The organism is Levilactobacillus sp. FUA 3915, assembly GCF_044053135.1.
Classification (GTDB): Bacteria; Bacillota; Bacilli; order Lactobacillales; family Lactobacillaceae; genus Levilactobacillus; species Levilactobacillus lanxiensis.
In genome coordinates, this window is record NZ_CP168704.1 from 1,778,638 (window position 1) to 1,796,312 (window position 17,675).

Annotated in this window: 19 protein-coding genes and 1 riboswitch; of the genes, 17 read left to right on the top strand and 2 right to left on the bottom strand. The window is 50.3% G+C overall.

The window, feature by feature from the left end:
- Positions 1–274: 274 nt before the first annotated feature.
- The gene (locus tag ACEPST_RS08255; protein ID WP_204121170.1) at positions 275–646 is read left to right on the top strand and encodes a hypothetical protein; all 372 of its coding nucleotides are present in this window, start codon (positions 275–277) and stop codon (positions 644–646) included.
- Positions 647–704: 58 nt separating this feature from the next.
- Here the strand turns inward: ACEPST_RS08255 and ACEPST_RS08260 are convergent, their stop codons facing one another.
- Positions 705–1,115: a peptide deformylase gene (locus tag ACEPST_RS08260; RefSeq protein WP_204121169.1), complete on the bottom strand. Its 411-nt coding sequence runs from the start codon at positions 1,113–1,115 to the stop codon at positions 705–707.
- Positions 1,108–1,656 (bottom strand): DUF1697 domain-containing protein, encoded by a 549-nt coding sequence (locus tag ACEPST_RS08265; protein ID WP_204121168.1) that lies wholly within the window; start codon positions 1,654–1,656, stop codon positions 1,108–1,110. The genes ACEPST_RS08260 and ACEPST_RS08265 overlap by 8 nt, the downstream gene beginning before the upstream one ends.
- A gap of 299 nt (positions 1,657–1,955) precedes the next feature.
- On the opposite strand from ACEPST_RS08265, the gene ACEPST_RS08270 reads away from it, so the two are divergent.
- The 16 genes from ACEPST_RS08270 (at position 1,956) to ACEPST_RS08345 (ending at position 17,570) form a co-directional block, all read left to right on the top strand.
- Positions 1,956–2,501 (top strand): hypothetical protein, encoded by a 546-nt coding sequence (locus tag ACEPST_RS08270; protein WP_204121167.1) that lies wholly within the window; start codon positions 1,956–1,958, stop codon positions 2,499–2,501.
- A 209-nt stretch (positions 2,502–2,710) separates the two neighbouring features.
- The gene (locus ACEPST_RS08275; protein ID WP_203643342.1) at positions 2,711–3,256 is read left to right on the top strand and encodes a hypothetical protein; all 546 of its coding nucleotides are present in this window, start codon (positions 2,711–2,713) and stop codon (positions 3,254–3,256) included.
- A gap of 79 nt (positions 3,257–3,335) precedes the next feature.
- On the top strand, positions 3,336–4,034 hold the full coding sequence (locus ACEPST_RS08280; protein WP_204121166.1) for a type 1 glutamine amidotransferase: 699 nt from the start codon (positions 3,336–3,338) through the stop codon (positions 4,032–4,034).
- Positions 4,035–4,233: 199 nt separating this feature from the next.
- Positions 4,234–4,584, top strand: a complete 351-nt coding sequence (locus ACEPST_RS08285) for an ArsR/SmtB family transcription factor (protein WP_204121165.1) — start codon at positions 4,234–4,236, stop codon at positions 4,582–4,584.
- Positions 4,559–6,286, top strand: coding sequence for an arsenical pump-driving ATPase (gene arsA, locus ACEPST_RS08290; protein WP_395390651.1), 1,728 nt, complete (start codon positions 4,559–4,561; stop codon positions 6,284–6,286). The genes ACEPST_RS08285 and arsA overlap by 26 nt, the downstream gene beginning before the upstream one ends.
- Before the next feature lie 13 nt (positions 6,287–6,299).
- Complete coding sequence (arsD, locus tag ACEPST_RS08295; protein ID WP_204121163.1) at positions 6,300–6,626, top strand: arsenite efflux transporter metallochaperone ArsD; 327 nt, start codon at positions 6,300–6,302, stop codon at positions 6,624–6,626.
- 229 nt (positions 6,627–6,855) lie between these two features.
- Entirely contained in the window at positions 6,856–7,578 is a 723-nt protein-coding gene (locus tag ACEPST_RS08300) for an ABC transporter ATP-binding protein (RefSeq protein WP_204121162.1), read from the top strand.
- Entirely contained in the window at positions 7,578–8,792 is a 1,215-nt protein-coding gene (locus tag ACEPST_RS08305) for an ABC transporter permease (protein WP_395390652.1), read from the top strand. The genes ACEPST_RS08300 and ACEPST_RS08305 overlap by 1 nt, the downstream gene beginning before the upstream one ends.
- Positions 8,793–9,101: 309 nt before the next feature.
- On the top strand, positions 9,102–9,740 hold the full coding sequence (locus ACEPST_RS08310; protein ID WP_395390653.1) for a TetR/AcrR family transcriptional regulator: 639 nt from the start codon (positions 9,102–9,104) through the stop codon (positions 9,738–9,740).
- 332 nt (positions 9,741–10,072) lie between these two features.
- The gene (locus tag ACEPST_RS08315) at positions 10,073–10,969 is read left to right on the top strand and encodes an energy-coupling factor transporter transmembrane component T (RefSeq protein WP_204121160.1); all 897 of its coding nucleotides are present in this window, start codon (positions 10,073–10,075) and stop codon (positions 10,967–10,969) included.
- Positions 10,957–12,603 (top strand): ABC transporter ATP-binding protein, encoded by a 1,647-nt coding sequence (locus ACEPST_RS08320; protein ID WP_204121159.1) that lies wholly within the window; start codon positions 10,957–10,959, stop codon positions 12,601–12,603. Before ACEPST_RS08315 ends, ACEPST_RS08320 begins: the two co-directional genes overlap by 13 nt.
- Positions 12,604–12,673: 70 nt before the next feature.
- Positions 12,674–13,312, top strand: a complete 639-nt coding sequence (locus ACEPST_RS08325) for an ECF transporter S component (RefSeq protein ID WP_204121263.1) — start codon at positions 12,674–12,676, stop codon at positions 13,310–13,312.
- Positions 13,313–13,326: 14 nt separating this feature from the next.
- Positions 13,327–14,376 carry a fucose-binding lectin II gene (locus ACEPST_RS08330; RefSeq protein ID WP_204121158.1) on the top strand — a complete coding sequence of 350 codons (1,050 nt, stop codon included), beginning with the start codon at positions 13,327–13,329 and terminating at the stop codon, positions 14,374–14,376.
- A gap of 24 nt (positions 14,377–14,400) precedes the next feature.
- Complete coding sequence (locus tag ACEPST_RS08335) at positions 14,401–15,120, top strand: DUF4430 domain-containing protein (protein WP_204121157.1); 720 nt, start codon at positions 14,401–14,403, stop codon at positions 15,118–15,120.
- 280 nt (positions 15,121–15,400) lie between these two features.
- Positions 15,401–15,961: a cob(I)yrinic acid a,c-diamide adenosyltransferase gene (locus ACEPST_RS08340; protein WP_203637931.1), complete on the top strand. Its 561-nt coding sequence runs from the start codon at positions 15,401–15,403 to the stop codon at positions 15,959–15,961.
- Between the two features lie 46 nt (positions 15,962–16,007).
- Positions 16,008–16,160: riboswitch (adenosylcobalamin (AdoCbl) riboswitch) on the top strand.
- A gap of 270 nt (positions 16,161–16,430) precedes the next feature.
- On the top strand, positions 16,431–17,570 hold the full coding sequence (locus ACEPST_RS08345; protein ID WP_204121156.1) for a 1-propanol dehydrogenase PduQ: 1,140 nt from the start codon (positions 16,431–16,433) through the stop codon (positions 17,568–17,570).
- Positions 17,571–17,675: the final 105 nt, after the last annotated feature.

Here is a 17,675-nt window from a genome sequence, read left to right on the forward strand (position 1 = left end):
GCATTCACTTAGTGACGTTAATGCTCGCCAGCTAACCGCCCGCATTTTCAATACCGAGTCTGGCAGCTTCTGAAACGTGCTACGCTAGCCCAAGACCTGCGACTCCTGCCCGACGTTGTCGAACAGAAGCCTCAGGTCTCCCTAATGCTCAGGACCTAAACGGCTAGCTCCGCACTCTGTTTGTAATCCCAAACAACCTACCCCCAGCGAATTGGTTTACTTTCCGTCCAAACTCCGTTACAGTCGAGGCAATCACAACGGAAGGGTGACAATCATGCAAAGACTCTACGGCTGTGTCCCTCTGTTGAACGCAGTGGGGAGCTTGATGTTTCTTCTGATCATTTCGCTTCGGCCATCCACCATGAGTAGCTTCGGCGTCGACTTTGACTGGGGCGAGGCCAATGTGGTCATGGTGGCGATGATGCTCCTGGTTATTGCGGCAACGGCCTTTGCGAAACAGCGGCAGGCCAAGCGCATTGGGCTGGCTATCAATGGCGTCCTGATTATTGGCATGGCTTTGGCGCTGTGGCACGCTCAGGTACCGGCACTCATCAGCGACTATCTGTGGCTATGGGCCTTGATTATGATTTTTAACCTGGCTTTGATTGGTTGGGGCTGGCTAAAGTTAACGGCCAAAAAGAAATAGCCCAGAGAAATCGTCGTCAGTGATTTCTCCGGGTTATTTTTTACAGAAAATTAGGTTGCTAGATAATAATGCCGTTACAGTGGTCGACTTCGTGTTGAACAATTTGCGCTACGAAACCGGTGAATGTCTGGTGTTGTTTCTGGTAGGCCTGATTAAGGAAGTCAACTTCAATCGTCTTAAACCGTTTCGTTGGACGTTCGCCGGTCAGTGAGAGGCAGCCCTCAGTGGTTTGAAACGGATCGGCCTGCTTGGTGATGACCGGATTGATCATGGCGACGGGCAGAATGCCCATGTCGACCACAATAATCCGCAGGTTGACGCCAATCATGTTGGCGGCCATTCCCACGCAGTTTTCGCTGTTGGCCTTGAGCGTGTCGAGTAAATCGGTAACGGTTGCGGCGTCGGCCTTGGTAGCGGGCCGGCTTTTTTGTGCTAAACGGGTTTGGTCGTGAACAACGGGTCTAATCATGGGAAGCCTCCAAAAGTTGTTTGAGTTTCATCGTCGTGTTGTAGTTGCGGGTACTGGTCTGCTGGTAAAGCGGCGTGCCCATAATTTTTGAATAAAAGGAGCGACTAAAGTGGTGTTTGAACGTCGACGTCCAGAAAATCACGTTGGGCGTGACCAACACCTGGTCATAGTCCGTAGTGACGTGGTCGACCAGCCAGACATCATTGGCGTTGGCGTAGTCATTTAGCTTGAAGAGCGCGTTGTGTCGGAGTTGGTCGTCGGCGCCCCACCAGTCGGGAGCTTGGGCGAGGTCGGCGAAAAATTCTGGCCGGGCTAACAGACGAAACGGGAGGGAAAAGTCAAAATGACTGGTGAGCACGTGTTGGATGGTGGCATCACAGTCGACTTGCGGCTGGTCGCTACTGACCAAAAGGTTGCCACTATTGATATATGAGCGCACATAGGTAAAGCCAGCGGCTGTCAGGTAATCGCGCAGGTCGGCCATTGGCACGCGGTGCTTACCGCCAACATTGATGCCGCGCAGGAGAAGTAGGTAGTCCATGGGGTCAGTCCCTTCTAAACGTTAATTCGATTTTATTATAGCATGGCCTAGCATGTTCATTTGTTAAAGTGCTAGGTGGTTGAATATCTAAGCGTGCTGATTTCTTAGGTAGACATAATAGTTGAGTCATTGGCAAAGTGAAAACATCAAATCTGCAACAGAAACTAGGCTATCTTCGACAGGCATTGTCGTAAATGAAAATATTGCTTGAAACCTAATAATTTTTTGGCGAAGACATACTGCTAGCGGTGTACACTTAATCTGTACATAATTTTAAGGAACACTGGAGGACTGGTCAAATGAAAAAACAGATTTTGCTGACGACGATTTTACTGGCTGCTATGGGGGTAGGCGGATTCCAAACTAGTCAAGTCACGACGGCACACGCTAGGGCGAAGAAAACAATGAAGGTTTATCCTAAGAGATATCGGCATAGTTGGTATCATTATGATGGTCATGGGAAGTATGATAAGGTTCGTTTTACAAAGAAGGTCTGGCACTACGCGCAGTACTACGATGGTGCAACTACTAAGGGAACGTCAACGCTTCATTCGCGCAGCGTACGTGCTGATCCGGATAAGGCCAAAATTCATGGTAGTTGGGTTGTTGGTCAAAAGTTTTCTTTCCGTCATGCAAATTGGATTGATTTACGTGGTTGGAATCAATCTGCTGGGGATGGAACTTATTACAAGGTGACAACGAAAAAGTTTCATGGGAAAAAGTTGTCAGTCTTAACTGACGCGTATGGCGCTATGGTTACCACTGATAGGCACTGTTATCGGTCTAAAAAAGTTGCAAAGCGTTTAGGGAATCACCACTTTAAAGGTGAATCATATTCAGTTTAATTAATATATAGGATTGTGACAAACGTCGCAGTTCTATTTTTTCTGAGTTAATCAAATTATGTCAGTTACTAAAATATTAGTCAGCGTTGCTTTCAATTGTTACAAATTCAATTTCACCAGATTTTATCGTCTGAAAAACCGCCCGGAAGCGTATAATTAAGGGCATAGAGACGGGCCAGACCCACTCTTATTTCGGGGAGGATTTACACATGAAAAAGATGATGCTGGCGGTTGCGACCGCTGTGACGTTGTTGGCTGTCGGGGGCGTGTCACTGGGGACACCGGTGACGGCGCAGGCGAAAACTAAGACGACTTTGAAAGCGGTGCCGCAACGTTACCGGCATACGTGGTACCACTATGAACATGGCAAGATGGACACGCTGACGTTTAGTGCCAAGCGAATCTCTGGCCTGACGTACTACGATGGGCAGGGGGCCAAGTACGTGGCCCACATTCACCATCACAAGTTAAGCGCGAAGAAATTTAAGAAACACTATTCCTGGAGCACGGTCACAAACAAAAAGGCGCACCAAGCGCAATGGATCAACGTTCGTGGCTGGAATCAAATCATGGGGGATGGCGATTTCTACAAAGTGATGACCAAGACCTACCATGGTAAGAAAATCAGCGTCCTGAGTCAGGCGGGCGGTGCCGGTATCTGGACCAGCGCGCACTATTACCGGACGAAACAACTCGCCAAGCAACGGGGACCGCGGTACTTTAGCAATGAAGTTTACTATCCCATGAATGTTTAACCGCAAGAACTAACGGGACGTCAAGGCCTGGCCAATCAATCCTGTGTCTAGTGTTCGAACAAATGTAGGAGGGATTTTCATGCGTATCAACGTGTTACAGCATGCGGCCGACGAGGGCCCCGGTGCCATTACGAGTTGGGCCAACGCCAACCGCCACGAGCTTTATGTCTATCATCCGGCCACGTATGGCAAATTACCAACCGCGGCGGAGACGGACCTGTTGGTGATTCTAGGCGGACCGATGAGTCCCAACGACGACCAGCCGTGGATCAAGGCGGAACGTGCGTTGATCCAAGAACTGTTAGCCGCCCACAAGCCAATCTTTGGCGTGTGCTTCGGTGCCCAACAGATTACGAAGCTACTCGGCTATCCGGTGAAAAAGGCGCCGGCCAAGGAAGTGGGCTGGGCCCCGGTCACGCGGCAGAGTACGGCAATCGCCGGGATTCCTGCCAGCCTGGAAGTCTTACACTGGCACGAGGACATGTTTGAGATTCCCCAGGGCGCGCAGCTGTTATTCTCCAGCCAACATCTGCGTAATCAGGGATTTTTGTTAGGCGACAACGTGATTGGCTTACAGTTTCACATCGAACCACAGGCCAACAATGTTCGTGAGATGGTGGTCAACGATGGCGACTACGTGGCGGGGTCCGTCTTGCAGCAGACACCACAAGAAATCCTTGACCATGAGGAATCCGTTGAGACGGAGGCGTTGACCTTTCGTTTGCTAGATTTCATTAGTAAGCACGTTTCGGCCGATGACAATGGTCAGCTGACCTAAAAATAAATGTGTGAACACCCGCTACCGAACGTTTGTCGGCGCGGGTGTTTTTGGTTTCTGATGGGTTAGAAAACGGTTCGTCAACTGGCGAGGGTGAGTCCTTGTCGAATCCTTGTGAAAGCGTTATCATGTTCATATAGATAAACGTCAATATGAACTCTGAACTAACAGGTAAAGGCACAAATAGGGAGGCGAGCAAATGGATGATGCAGCTTACGTGGCCGCGCTAAAGGCGATGGCCGATGAGAACCGCTTGAAGATTATCGCGTTACTGTCGCAGGGGACGCTGTGTGCGTGTGATATTTTAGATCACTTCGATTTCACCCAGCCGACCCTGTCACACCACATGCGGGTATTGGCGGATGCGGGCATCGTGAACAGTTATAAAGAAGGTAAATGGAAACATTACACGCTCAGCGAGGATTTTGCAGCGGCCTTTTTCCAGCAGACCACCACGCTCCTGTCCAGCGACCAGCGCTGCGTTTGTGAGCTGGACCGGCAACGACTAAGGAAGGATGAGTGCCATGGTAAACGTTCAAAAACAACTTGATTTGACCAAGTACCTCTTTTTCACCGGCAAGGGGGGCGTCGGCAAGACCACGATTGCGGCCAGCTCGGCCGTTCAGTTGGCGGACCAGGGCAAACGCGTGGCACTGATTAGTACCGACCCGGCCAGCAATCTCCAGGACATCTTTCCTGGAGACCTGACCAACCAGCTTCAGCCGGTGGCGACCGTGCCCAATCTGGACGTGGCCAACTTCAATCCGACTGAGGCAGCCGCGGCGTACCGGGAAAGTGTGATTGGCCCGTACCGGAATATGTTGCCGGAAGCCGCGCTGACCAACATGGCCGAACAACTCTCCGGGTCCTGCACGGTCGAGGTGGCCGCCTTCAATGAGTTTGCGAATATGTTGACGAATCAAACCGTTAACGAGACCTATGATTACGTGTTCTTTGATACCGCGCCAACCGGCCACACGTTGCGGATGCTACAGTTACCCGCCGCTTGGAGCCAGTACCTCGATGAGAATAAATTGGGCACGAGTTGCCTGGGCCAGTTATCTGGATTAGGTGAAGAAAAAGAACGCTACCACCAGGCCACCCAGGTGTTGGCAGATGGTCAACAGACGACGCTGATCCTGGTGGCACGGCCGCAACGGGCAACGCTGCAGGAAGCCAGTCGGACGGTGACGGAGCTGGCTAAACTGGGCATCACGCATCACCAACTGGTGATCAACGGGGTCTTACCAGCCGACCAGCAGGCCGCGGCGCCAGAACTTTATCAACAGCAACAGGCCGACCTGGCGGCGATTCCGTTCAATATTTTGCCCGTCGCTTGGCAGGTGCCCCTACGTGCTTACAACGTGAGTGGCGTGCCCCAACTGCGCCAGTTATTGGCGGATGAGCAGCCAAAATTAACTCAGGAAGCAACAGCGGTAACCGATTATCCAGGATTGGATCGCGTCGTGCAAGCCCTACAGAACCAGCGCATCATTTTCACCATGGGTAAGGGCGGCGTGGGTAAAACGACCATCGCCGTTCAAGTGGCCCAGCAGTTGGCCCGCCAAGGCAAACGCGTGCATTTGACCACGACCGACCCCGCGGACCATTTGAGCTGGTTCCAGTTAGACACGGCCATTCAGGTCAGCCACATCGACGAGCAGCAGGTGCTCAAGGACTATCAGGAAGCCGTCATCGCCCAAGCTAAGCAGGACATGGGCAGCGAGGACGTCGACTACGTGATGGAAGACCTGAAGTCGCCGTGCACCCAAGAAATCGCGACGTTCGAGGCCTTTGCCAAAATTGTGGACGAAGACGACAGCGACGTGCTGGTCATCGATACCGCGCCAACCGGGCACACGTTGCTCCTGTTGTCCTCGACGGAGAGCTACGCGGCCGAGGTCAAACGCACGACTGGGACCGTTCCCGCCGCGGTTACGCGGTTGTTACCGCGGCTACAGGACCCGAAGCAGACGGAAACCATCATGGTCACTTTGCCAGAGGCCACGCCGGTGTACGAAACGCTCCGGCTACAGCGGGATTTAGACCGTGCGAAGATTGCCCACACGTGGTGGGTCGTCAACCAGAGCTTGCTCGGAACCAGCGGCGAATTGAGTCCGTTTCTCCAAGTCCGGGCACAAAATGAGCAACCGTGGATTGACCGGGTCGCCACAGCCGCAGACGATCACTTTGCGGTGGTCGGTGTGCAAGCTAATTTTGAAGCCCAACGACTCCAGCCAGTGAAAAGTTAGGAGATAAGCGAAAATGAAAAAAATCAATATTTACGAAGAAGCGCTGTGTTGTCCAACCGGGGTTTGTGGCCCCAGTGTCAATCCGGATTTGATTCGGTTGACTGCGCAGACTAAGCTGATCAATCACAGCGAGGATGTCCGGGTGTTGCGGCGGAATCTGGCGCAGAATCCACAGGCGTTCGTGCGAGAAAAGCAGGTTGCCAAGCTGATTGCCGACTACGGCATTGAGGTCTTACCCGTGACCATCGTGGGTGAAAAAGTCATGAAGCTGGGCGGCTACCCGACAACGGCGGAGATGGAAGACTATAGTGGCCTGACGTTGCGGGACGAGGTTCGTTAACTTAGCTGATTTTAGACGGGTGGTCGACGATGAAAGTTGACCACTTTTTTGCTACCCACAATTAGCGAGATTGCTAGGGAAGCACGAGATAGACGGCAGAGCGACCTGTCAAAACGATAGAATTTTTTTCAGAGTTATTGACAAAAAGCAGAGGTGAGTATATACTCACCTTATTGAGTAAGTGATTAATCACTCACCTATCATAAAATTTGTTTTGGGAGGCACTATTATGGCACAAGCAATGATTGATTTAGCCCATTTAGCCAAGAAGTTCGGTGATCAAACTGTCTTGAAGGATATTAATTTAACCGTTAACGCTGGTGAAATCGTCGGGTTGATTGGACCGTCTGGGGCTGGGAAGTCTACGGTCATCAAGGTGGCCTTGGGGATGGAAGTTGCTAACGGCGGGTCCGCCAAAGTTTTTGACACCGTCATGCCCGACCGTGAATTGCTTGGTCGGATGGGGTACATGGCCCAAACGGATGCGTTGTACGACGACCTGTCTGGTGAAGAGAATTTGAAATTTTTCGGTTTGATGAAGGGCATTACGAAGGCCAACATGGCCGCAGAAATTGCCCATGCCGCGGGCGTCGTTGATTTGACGGCTGACCTGAAGAAGCGCGTCGCCGGTTACTCCGGTGGGATGAAGCGGCGGTTGTCGTTGGCCATCGCACTGCTGGGCAATCCGGAATTGCTAATTTTAGATGAACCCACGGTCGGCATTGATCCGGCTCTGCGGCGTCAAATTTGGGCAGAGCTGGGGAGAATTCGTGACGAGGGGCGTGCCATTTTAATCACGACTCACGTAATGGACGAAGCTGAACTGACCGACCGCGTGGCCCTGTTGCTGGGTGGCAAGGTCATGGCATTTGATAAGCCAACGGCCTTGAAGCAACAGTACGGTGTCGACACGATTGAGGATGTCTTCTTAAAGGCGGAGGGTGTTGAATAATGAGAACAATTGCGATTATGAACCGGGTGCTGAAGGAACTCTTCCGGGACAAGCGGACGCTAGCGCTGATGTTTGTTGCGCCCATCCTAGTGATGCTGTTAATGAGTGTGATCTTTAATACCAACTCAACCACCGACGTGAACGTGGGGACGGTTGCTGTCACTCGGAAGGTCAATCAAGAAATGGGCGACATCAAGCACGTTGACGTGAAGACCTACGACACCAAGGCGGATGCCAAGCAGGCGTTGCAGGACGAAAAAATTGATGCCATCATTAAGAAGACTGGCAATAACTATGATCTGACTTACGCCAACACCGACTCCAGCAAGACGGCGGCGGTTAAGATGGCATTCAAGAACGCCGTGACGGCCACCAGCATTGACCAATTAAAGTCGGCGCTGAAAAAGAGCACGACTGGGATGGCCAAGCTCCAAGCCCAATTGATGGTCATGCAAAAGCAACAGGCGGCTAGCACCACGGCCACGACGGGTAACGCCGCAGCCGCCAAGCAGGCCGCAGCGACTAAGGCCAAGTCAACGACGACGGCCACCAAGAGTACCAGTCAAAAGACGCCGAAGATCACCAATCACTACGTTTATGGGGATAAGAACACCGGTTACTTTGCCAAAATGTTACCAATCTTAATGGGCTTCTTCGTGTTCTTCTTCGTCTTCCTGATTTCCGGGATGGCGCTGTTAAAGGAACGGACGACGGGCACCCTGGATCGGTTGCTGGCAACCCCAGTTAAGCGGTCGTCCATCGTCTTCGGCTACATGTTAAGCTATGGCATTCTGGCCGTGCTTCAAACGGTTCTCATCGTTTTGATTACGGTTTGGTTGCTCGGCATGGAAGTGGTCGGCAATATGGCCAGTGTGGTTGTCATCAACCTGATTCTCGCGCTAGTAGCCTTGGCCTTTGGGATTTTACTCTCAACGTTTGCCAACTCCGAGTTCCAAATGATGCAGTTCATTCCACTGGTCGTCATTCCGCAGATCTTTTTCTCCGGAATCATTCCGCTGGACTCCATGGCCGATTGGGTCAAAGGTATTTCCTACATCATCCCGCTGAAATACTCCGGCGATGCCGTTAGCGATATCATCATGCGGGGGACGTCCATCTTTGACGAAGGTGGCAACATCCTGGTCTTATTAGTCTTTCTGGTCGTTTTAACTTTCTTGAACATTATCGGCTTGAAGCGGTACCGAAAAGTTTAGGAAAGTACGAGAGATTAGGCTACGAATCGCGTATAATGAATTGGATATAGATTGTAACTAACAATGAGTTGAGGACGGACTAAACCAGTAACAAGCCCGGTCTAACGACCTAAACAGAAGTAAGCCGCAGGGTGGGTGAAAATAGGCTCAGCCGTGGGAATTCCCTTAGTGGCTATGCCGCTTAGGGAATTGGTATCTTTGAGACCGCACTAAGGCTCCGGGCGTCCGCCCACAGCGTCACGGCCTATTTTCACCTACCCGGAGGCGAGTAAAAGATCAAGTTCAAAAGAGTTAGAAAGGGTGAAGGGTGTGGAACCAGATGTATTTAGTAGTTACCGCCAATGGCTAGACCACGAAAAGATGCCAAAAGGTAAGAAATCTGCGCTGGTGGCTGCGCTGGCGCTCTTCTCGGAACAAGGATTCGATGGCACCTCGACCGTTCAGGTAGCGGAAAAGGCGGGCATCAGTCAGGCCACCATCTTTAAGTATTTTCACACGAAACAGGATCTGCTGTTGGCCATTGTGGAACCCGTCATGGAAAACTTTTTCCCCCATTACCGGGATGAATTTTTCAGTGGTATCCGCGCCTGCGAGACCTTGCCAGAGATGGTGAGCTTCATGGTACACGACCGATATGCGTTCATCATGGGCAATAAAGAAGCGGTTAAAATCTTGGTCATGGAAATGATGACCAGTCAGGAAATGCGCGACTTATTTGGCAAATTGCTGGCGGCCGATGACTTTAATTTCTTGGCAGAACTTTTGAAGATGTTTCGTGAGACGGGTGAACTACGTGACGACATCGATGCTCTGGGGATCATCCGCATCATTGCGGGCCAATTGATGGGCTTCATCATCGAGTCCAATTTTGCTCCCAGTATTATGGGCGATAAGCAGCGAGATCTGCAGCTGATCAGTGAGCAAATCGTACGCACCATTGCAAAATAACCTTAATCAGAAGTCAGTATTTCACGCGTAATAGCGGAAAAGTACTGGCTTTTTGTGTGTCGCCCAAAATAAAAGTGGCTTGGTGAAAAGGCGACCGGGCGGGTGCGCTGAGGTCGTCAAGGGAGCAGTTGGGCCGACTTGTCTAAACAGAGAAGCTGGATTACTGGTATAATTTCACCCAGTAGCGACAAGAAAAGATAAAAATTGCAATATAACACAACTCATAGTATTAAAAAGGATAACCTTAACAAGATATTGGGGATTGTGAAATAACTGAGATGCTATCATAGAATACTGGAAAACGGTTTCATAACGAATGGGTGGGAGAAAACATGAGAGTCGGGATCTTTGACGAATTGAATTTTTTTAGTCGCCTGCATCCTCTGACGGCGACAATTTATTTTGTTGAGCTTTTTGTCCTCTTACTGGTGTTTAACCATTTATTAGTGACGGGCGTTTTGTTTGTCGGGTTAGCCGTCTTATGTAGTTGGTACTTCAGTCGCCAAAAGGTTTGGGGGACGTTAAAAGGTGTCGGCTCATTGATGCTGATGATCTTTGCCTTTAACGTGATTCTAAATCAGACCGGCACCAAGACGTTGTGGTCATGGCAGTTGGGCGGTTGGACCTTTCGCATCACGCAGACCGCGACACTGTACGGGGTGACCATGGCCCTGTCGTTGGGTGGTATGATTCTGGCCTTCGTCCTGTTTAACGGCGTGATTACCACACCTAAGTTGAGCTACCTCCTGTTTCCGGTGGTCCCACGCTTGGCGATGCTCTTGACGATTTCGTTACGAATGGTCAATCTGTTTACCCAGAAGTTTCGGCGGTTACTGATGCTCCAAAAGACCCGTAACGTGGTATTGAGTGAGGGTAGCTGGCGCGAACGGTTGCAGAAGACTGGCCGGTTACTACGCATCCTATTGATTGATTCTGTTTCGTCAGCGATGGAAACAGCGGTCTTAATGGAGGCCCGCGGGTTTGGTGCTAAGAAGCGCAGTCACTACCAGACGTTTCGTTGGCAGGCCATGGACGGCTGGTTTATTGTTGGTAGTCTGGTTATTTTCAGCCTAACCATGATCCTCCGTTTTCAAGGATGGGGCTGGACCGGCGATGTGACTCGGTTTACCATTTTGGGCAGTCATGATGGTTGGTTACTCCTCCCATTACTAGCGTTTGTGGGATTACCATTAGTCGGTGAGGGGGGATACAAGTTATGCGAGAATTGATTTCCTGTTCGAATTTATCATTTACATATGCGGGGCAGACCCAGCCGATGCTGGTGGACATCTCCCTGAAAATCGCGGCCGGCGAGTTCGTCACCATTGTGGGGGCGACCGGGAGTGGTAAGACCACCTTACTGAAACAGTTGAAAACGGAGCTCAAGCCAGCTGGCGAACAGCGCGGCGATGTGCTGTATCAGGGAACGCCGGTGGCTGAGCTCAGTAGTAACGTCAGTGCCCAACAGTTGGGCTACGTCGCGCAAGACCCGCAAGTCCAACCCATCATGGCCACGGTGATTGAGGAGTTGGCGTTCCCTTTAGAAAATCTCGGCTATTCAACGGCTGAAATGAACAGTCGCATCGCTGAGGTCTCCAATTTCTTAGGGCTAAATCAGTTCCTCCACATGCCGATTCAGGACCTTTCTGGGGGGCAACTTCAGTTAGTTAATTTGGCCTCAGTCTTAGCGCTGAAGCCCCAGGTCATTCTGCTGGATGAACCCACCGCCCAGTTAGATCCGACGACGGCGCAGAACTTTTTGAACATTTTACAGCAGGTGCACGATGAGCTCGCGATTACCATCGTCCTGACGGAGCACCGGTTGAATCGGGTGTTGGCCTTGGCCAACCGGTTGGTGCTTCTGGAAGACGGGCATCTCACGTATGACGGGGATGTCTCGACGGGATTGCGGCGCATGCAGGCGGCACCCAAGCTTCAGCCGTTTGTGCCGGCCGTGCCCCAGTTTTTCCTGGCGCATCACTTGGATGCGACGCCCTTGCCGTTAACCGTGACAGCAGGTCGGCGACTGATTACCCAGCGGGGCTGGCGGTTTAAAGCGGCGCCATTAGCGGAACCCAATCCCATCAAGCGGCCTGTTGACTGGCACTTTGAGGTCCAACACGTGTCCTTACGGTATCCGACAACCGGTGATATTTTACATCAACTCGACCTGACCGTGACACCAGCGAGTTGGCTAGCCATCATCGGGAAAAATGGGTCCGGCAAGTCGACGCTATTAACGGTTCTGGCGGGCCTCCGCAAACCCCAGCATGGTAAGGTTCGCTTGAATCATCAGATTATTTGGAAGATGAAAAATCGCGACCGACTGCGGCAGCTTAGTTATTTATCACAGAACCCGACGGAGCAGTTCAACGGCGACACGGTCACCGAGGAGCTAACGGCCCAAGCCAAGTTGGCATCTGGCGATGTGCCTGAGCGTGTGCAGGCAGCGTTAGAGACGTTTCAGTTGCAGGCAGTCGCCGAGCAGAACGCGTTCGACCTCAGTGGTGGCCAGCAACAGCTTCTCGGTTTAGCCTTGGCGTTGATTACGCGGCCACAAGTCCTGCTGTTGGACGAACCGACAAAGGGCTTGGATCCGGCGACAAAATTGCTGGTTGGGCGTATCTTGCAAGCGAAGCACCAAGCCGGGCTAACGCTGATCATGGCCAGCCATGACATGGACTTTTGTGCAGAATTTGCGGACACCTGCACGTTCATGTTTAACGGGTGTCTGACCGAACCGCAACCAACGCGGCAGTTTTTCACGGAGAACTTCTTGTCCACGACGGCCGTCAACCGGCTGCTCCGGCAACAGGTGCCAACCGCATTGTTTAGTCAAGACGTCACACAGATAACCGATTAAGGAGGTGAGAAAAATCGTACAGCGTGGATGGTGGAAAAACAATTGGAATTTGGTTGTGTCGGTGGGATTAATCCTGGTTCTATTAGCGGGGATGCTCCTGCTAAAGGGTCATCATTTTGTGATTTTTAGTTTTGCCTGTCTGGCCTGCAGTCTCATGCCAGCCTACTGGCACTTTGAGAAACGGCAAATGGGTACGCGATTGTTAGTCTTTTTGGCGGTCATTGTGGCCCTAGGCGTTATGGGGCGCGTGCCCTTAGCCGCAATTCCCAACGTGCAGTTGACTAGTTTTGTGGTCATCGTGAGTGCCGTCAGCCTGGGACCGGAGCTCGGCTTCGTTTCCGGGTCGATGATGGCGTTGGTCTCCAACCTATTCCTGGGACAGGGACCGTGGACCCCTTGGCAAATGCTAGCCTGGGGGCTCATGGGCTTGACCACGGGACTCCTGGGTCGCACCCAGTTGAAAAATAATCTCTGGGTGATGGTCATCTGGGGAACGTTATGGGGCCTCTGGTTCGGCTGGATCATGGATCTCTGGTACGCCTTGGCCTACGTTCGGCCATTACGGCCCGCCAGTTTCTTCCTGTCGTTTGCAGCCAGCCTCATGTTTGATGCTATGCATGCCGCAACGAACGGGATTAGTTTACTGCTTCTGTATCAACCATGGCGTAAGCTTATGGATCGTTTGATTACCAAATATAATATTTTATAAAAGGGGATAGTTTTATGTTGAATAATAAGTTAATCGCAGTTTCATTGACCGCCGTAATGGCTTTAGGGGCCGTCGTACCCGTTATGGATGTTAATGCCGCTAGCATCAAAGTCGCTTCCAAGAGCTCCCAAAAGACCAAGAACAAGGCGATGTATACATATGCCAAAAAGATGATGAAACAAAATAAAGACGGTGTGAACGGCACCGCCAAAATCTTTAGCAAGACCGATTTTAAGACGACGGGTGCCGCTTCCGGTTACTCCGACTTCCTGTTAGGCTTGAAGAAGCAAGGTTACAAATTTACCAAGGCTAACAAGAAACTGGTTAAGAAGAACCTGATTGTGTCCAGCAAGAGTGATCCCGCAACTTTGGCCACGGCTATCATCGGCCTGCAAGCTATCGGGGTTAACCCAACCAAGTACACACCAGCTGGCTCTAAGAAGAGCTTGAACCTGGTCAACACGTTGTACAAGCAATCCATGAGCAAGCAAACGGTTAACGTGCAAAGCCAAGCGCTGGTTGCCGTTTCCTCAAACAAGACCTTCAAGAAGCCTAGCAAGGCGAAATTCTCCAAGTCTTCCTTAAGCTTGAAGATTGCTAAGAGCCAACAATCTAACAAGGGTTGGGCTTACAACAACACCGTTGCCAGTGTCGACAGCGATACCACTGCCGCTGCTGTGAACGCTTTAATGATGGGTAAGAGCACCAACAAAACCGTTACCAAGGCCGAAATTGCTGGTCGCAGCTACCTGAAGAAGAACATCTACAAGAGTGGGGCCTTTGGTTACACGTACCAGGGCAAGCAAAATCCTAACGCCAACTCAACTGCCGAAGGGATCTTAGCTTTATCAACCACTAAGACGTCCTTCAAGTTTGTGAACAAGACGGCTTTAAAGAAGGGTCAAACTGCAACGCCACTGAAGACGATGTTCAGTTACGTTAAGGCTGATGGTTCTGTGAAGGATGCTTACAGCATGGTCTTGGCTTACGGTCAAGTTAGCTTAGCTGCAACGGCTGCCAACAACGGAAACTACAGCAAAAAGTTAGTTTACACGTTCAAATAAGCGTTAGATTAAGGAGTAGTCAACATGAAGAAGACAAGATGGATCATCGCGGCGGTCGTCGTCACGATTTTGGTGATTGGCGGCGCGCTCGCGCTACAACAAAGTCATCAGAGTCAGGCGACCTCGGCACCGGATACGGTTGCGACGAGTAGTTCCTCGTCTGCCCAATCTGCCAGCAAGGCCAGCAGTTCAGTAGCCAAGAAGGCACACCACAAACGGGCAAGTTCGTCGTCGAAGAAAGCCGCAACCAAGAGTCACGTATCTAACGCCAGCTCAGCCGCAACCACGAGCCATCAAGCTAGCCAAACAGCCGGTACAAAAGCGAGCTCAGCCGCCAATACCGGTTCGGCGACTACTCATCGGCAGGCAACTAAGTCGAAGGCCGCGACAACCACGACGCATCACGCAGCCGCAACTAAGAAAGCCGCAAAGAAGACGCAGACAGCCAAGAAGGCCCATTTAGTGGTCACTGGCTACAAGAAGACCTTCTTTGACGGTGACGTCACCATTAACAGTCAATCAAATGCATTTACCGTGCTCCAGTCCTCCAAACTGAAACTGGTTTACCAAAATGGTGCCGTCGTCTTTGTCAGCAGTGTGAATGGCTTAGCACAAAACGACGTCAAGGTCGGTAGTGGTTGGAAGTACCGCGTCAATGGTAAGTTTATTGACAAGGCTGCCAACAAAAAAGCGATTAAGAATGGCGATAAGGTTCACTGGTACTTTACGACTGAAGGGTATTAAACTCAGCTGTGAGACTAAATGAATCCGCAAAGTTGTTCGTTAAATAGGGTGAGTCTACTATCTTTAGGGATGCTGGCTTCACCTTATTTGCGTTGTTAGGAAAAGAAGTCAGCGGACGATGAGTCAAGATACAGGTTTAACTTAAAACCACGCACCTGGGTGTTGAATTAAAATAATGTAAGCGCTATACTGATTTTGAGAACTTGGCAAAGGCGCCAAATAAGTCACTCATCGATGAGTGGGTTATTTGGTGCCTTCTTTTTGTAAAGGAGGAGTAACTATGCAGCTATACACGGGTGTTGGTGATAAAGGGATGACCCGGCTAGTCGATGGCGCCAAGGTCAGCAAAGATTCAGATCGTGTCTGGGCTTACGGGACCATCGATGAGCTCAATACTTATTTAGGTCTGGCAATTGCTGAACTTGACGACAAGGAAACTGAGCTTAAGGCCGAATTGACGCGCTTACAGCATTGCTTGTTTGATCTGGGAACAGATTTTGCGAACCCAAAGTTGAACTGGGATAACATGCGCTTCGACCCGAAGTACGTGGACTGGATTGAAAAACGCATTGACGTCTATCAGGATGAGCCACCTGAAATTTCTCGGTTTATTCTACCTGGTGGGAGTAAAGAATCAGCACTGTTTCAGATTTGTCGGACGGTGACCCGCCGTGCTGAACGACAAATTGTTACGTTGGCCTGGTCGACGACGTTGCCACCAGAATTATTGGTTTTTGTGAACCGATTGTCCGATTACTTTTACGCGTTAGCCCGGGTCATCAATTACCGGACGGGGACGCCGGAAGTCTTTTATGAACATGGCAAAGAAGTTTTTCATTAGCTAATTAGTAGCAAGTTAGCGTGAAATATGCTAACCTTAAGTTACCAATTGACAAGAAGTACTTAATTAGATGGAAATCGGTGTAAACCCGATACGGTCCCGCCACTGTGATTAGCAGGGTGCTCTCTGCTATAAGTCAGATCTTTCTATTAGGCTACTTGTGTGACATTTCACCTCGAGGAATAGGTGGAATGTCTTTAAGTTCAATTAAATGCACAATGACGTGCTTTTTCGGACGTAAACAATGGCGTTTGCGGGGGACTGCAATTTTATTGCGGTCTTTTTTTTTGTGATTTTGTTGACAAACACTGATGTAAGCGCTATATTTGTTTTGTAAATAAAACTGAAAAATTCGTACAATGGCGTACATAAAAGCAATGATGCTTAGGAACACACTTTATTTGTGTGTTCTTAAGCATCTTTTTTTCAGGCCTATTTACGGAGCATGGTTGTAAAGGAGGTTGGGAGTTTGGAGAAAATACAGTTTAAAACTCAGATCTGGACTGGTGATGGCTCGCTGAAGGGTCTGGAAGATATCAGTGGAGAGCGGATCTTTGTGGTAACTGATCCATTTATGGTGAAGTCGGGAAGCTTGGATAAGATCACGGTTCATTTGGAAAGTAAGAACGAACTGGAAGTCTTTTCCGACATTCAACCCGATCCGCCAGTGACGAAGATTGTGACTGGAATTGAAGCATTACAGAAGTTCAAGGCTACCTTATTGGTTGCCGTTGGTGGGGGTTCAGCAATTGATGCCACCAAAGCAATGAAGTTCATCCTGAAGCAAATGACGAAGGGTGAAACGGACCTTGACTTGATTGCCGTACCAACAACGAGTGGGACCGGTTCTGAGGTCACCAACTTTGCGGTCATCACGAACAGCGACAAGGGTATCAAGTACCCGCTAGTGACGGATGACATCTTACCTAAGGTGGCGTTACTCGATGCCGACTTGGTTGCCTCAGCACCCCAGAATATCACGGTAGATACCGGGATGGACGTGTTGACGCACTGTTTAGAGGCTTACGTCTCCATTAATGCCAACGACTTCTCAGATGCATTAGCTGAAAAGGGCTTCCAGATGGTCTTTACTTACCTGGAACGTGTTAGCAAGGATGGCTCGGACATGGAAGCACGGCAAAAGATGCATGATGCTTCATGTATTGCTGGGATGGCCTTCAACATGGTTAATTTGGGACTGAACCACGGCATTGCGCATGCTGCGGGTGCTCAGTATCACATTCCCCATGGCCGCTTGAATACCATCCTGATGCCACACATCATTTCGTACAACGCAGAGATGGCTGCTGGCATCATGGAAAAACCAAACCGGGCTGCCGTTAAATACGCTAACCTGGCACGGTTGATTGGCATTCAAGTTGCTAATCCAAAGATTGCGGTTCGTAGCTTGATTAATACCATCGTGCAACTCAGACGGAAGTTAAAGATGCCAGCAACCTTCCAAGAATATGGTCTGGATTCAGAATTATTTGAATCAACGAAGGATGAAATCTCGGAAGCAGCTTTAAAGGATCGGACGACTTCAGCGAATCCACGGGTTCCCGTTGCCGCAGATGTTAAGAGCATCTTGGAAGACAGCTTTTCCTAACATTGACACCCCCATGATAATCGCTTTATAATGCCATTGGAACTCTATCTTGAAGTAGGCACTCGTGCTGAACTGTTAATAGTAGAGAGTGTGGTATGACTTAAT

Coding starts and splice junctions, on each gene's coding strand:
- ACEPST_RS08315 (WP_204121160.1), top strand. CDS start 10,073: ATGAGAGTCGGGATCTTTGACGAATTGAATTTTTTTAGTCGCCTGCAT.
- ACEPST_RS08285 (WP_204121165.1), top strand. CDS start 4,234: ATGGATGATGCAGCTTACGTGGCCGCGCTAAAGGCGATGGCCGATGAG.
- ACEPST_RS08305 (WP_395390652.1), top strand. CDS start 7,578: ATGAGAACAATTGCGATTATGAACCGGGTGCTGAAGGAACTCTTCCGG.
- ACEPST_RS08330 (WP_204121158.1), top strand. CDS start 13,327: ATGTTGAATAATAAGTTAATCGCAGTTTCATTGACCGCCGTAATGGCT.
- ACEPST_RS08335 (WP_204121157.1), top strand. CDS start 14,401: ATGAAGAAGACAAGATGGATCATCGCGGCGGTCGTCGTCACGATTTTG.
- arsD (WP_204121163.1), top strand. CDS start 6,300: ATGAAAAAAATCAATATTTACGAAGAAGCGCTGTGTTGTCCAACCGGG.
- ACEPST_RS08340 (WP_203637931.1), top strand. CDS start 15,401: ATGCAGCTATACACGGGTGTTGGTGATAAAGGGATGACCCGGCTAGTC.
- ACEPST_RS08260 (WP_204121169.1), bottom strand. CDS start 1,115: ATGATTAGACCCGTTGTTCACGACCAAACCCGTTTAGCACAAAAAAGC.
- ACEPST_RS08270 (WP_204121167.1), top strand. CDS start 1,956: ATGAAAAAACAGATTTTGCTGACGACGATTTTACTGGCTGCTATGGGG.
- ACEPST_RS08280 (WP_204121166.1), top strand. CDS start 3,336: ATGCGTATCAACGTGTTACAGCATGCGGCCGACGAGGGCCCCGGTGCC.
- ACEPST_RS08255 (WP_204121170.1), top strand. CDS start 275: ATGCAAAGACTCTACGGCTGTGTCCCTCTGTTGAACGCAGTGGGGAGC.
- ACEPST_RS08320 (WP_204121159.1), top strand. CDS start 10,957: ATGCGAGAATTGATTTCCTGTTCGAATTTATCATTTACATATGCGGGG.
- arsA (WP_395390651.1), top strand. CDS start 4,559: ATGGTAAACGTTCAAAAACAACTTGATTTGACCAAGTACCTCTTTTTC.
- ACEPST_RS08265 (WP_204121168.1), bottom strand. CDS start 1,656: ATGGACTACCTACTTCTCCTGCGCGGCATCAATGTTGGCGGTAAGCAC.
- ACEPST_RS08275 (WP_203643342.1), top strand. CDS start 2,711: ATGAAAAAGATGATGCTGGCGGTTGCGACCGCTGTGACGTTGTTGGCT.
- ACEPST_RS08300 (WP_204121162.1), top strand. CDS start 6,856: ATGGCACAAGCAATGATTGATTTAGCCCATTTAGCCAAGAAGTTCGGT.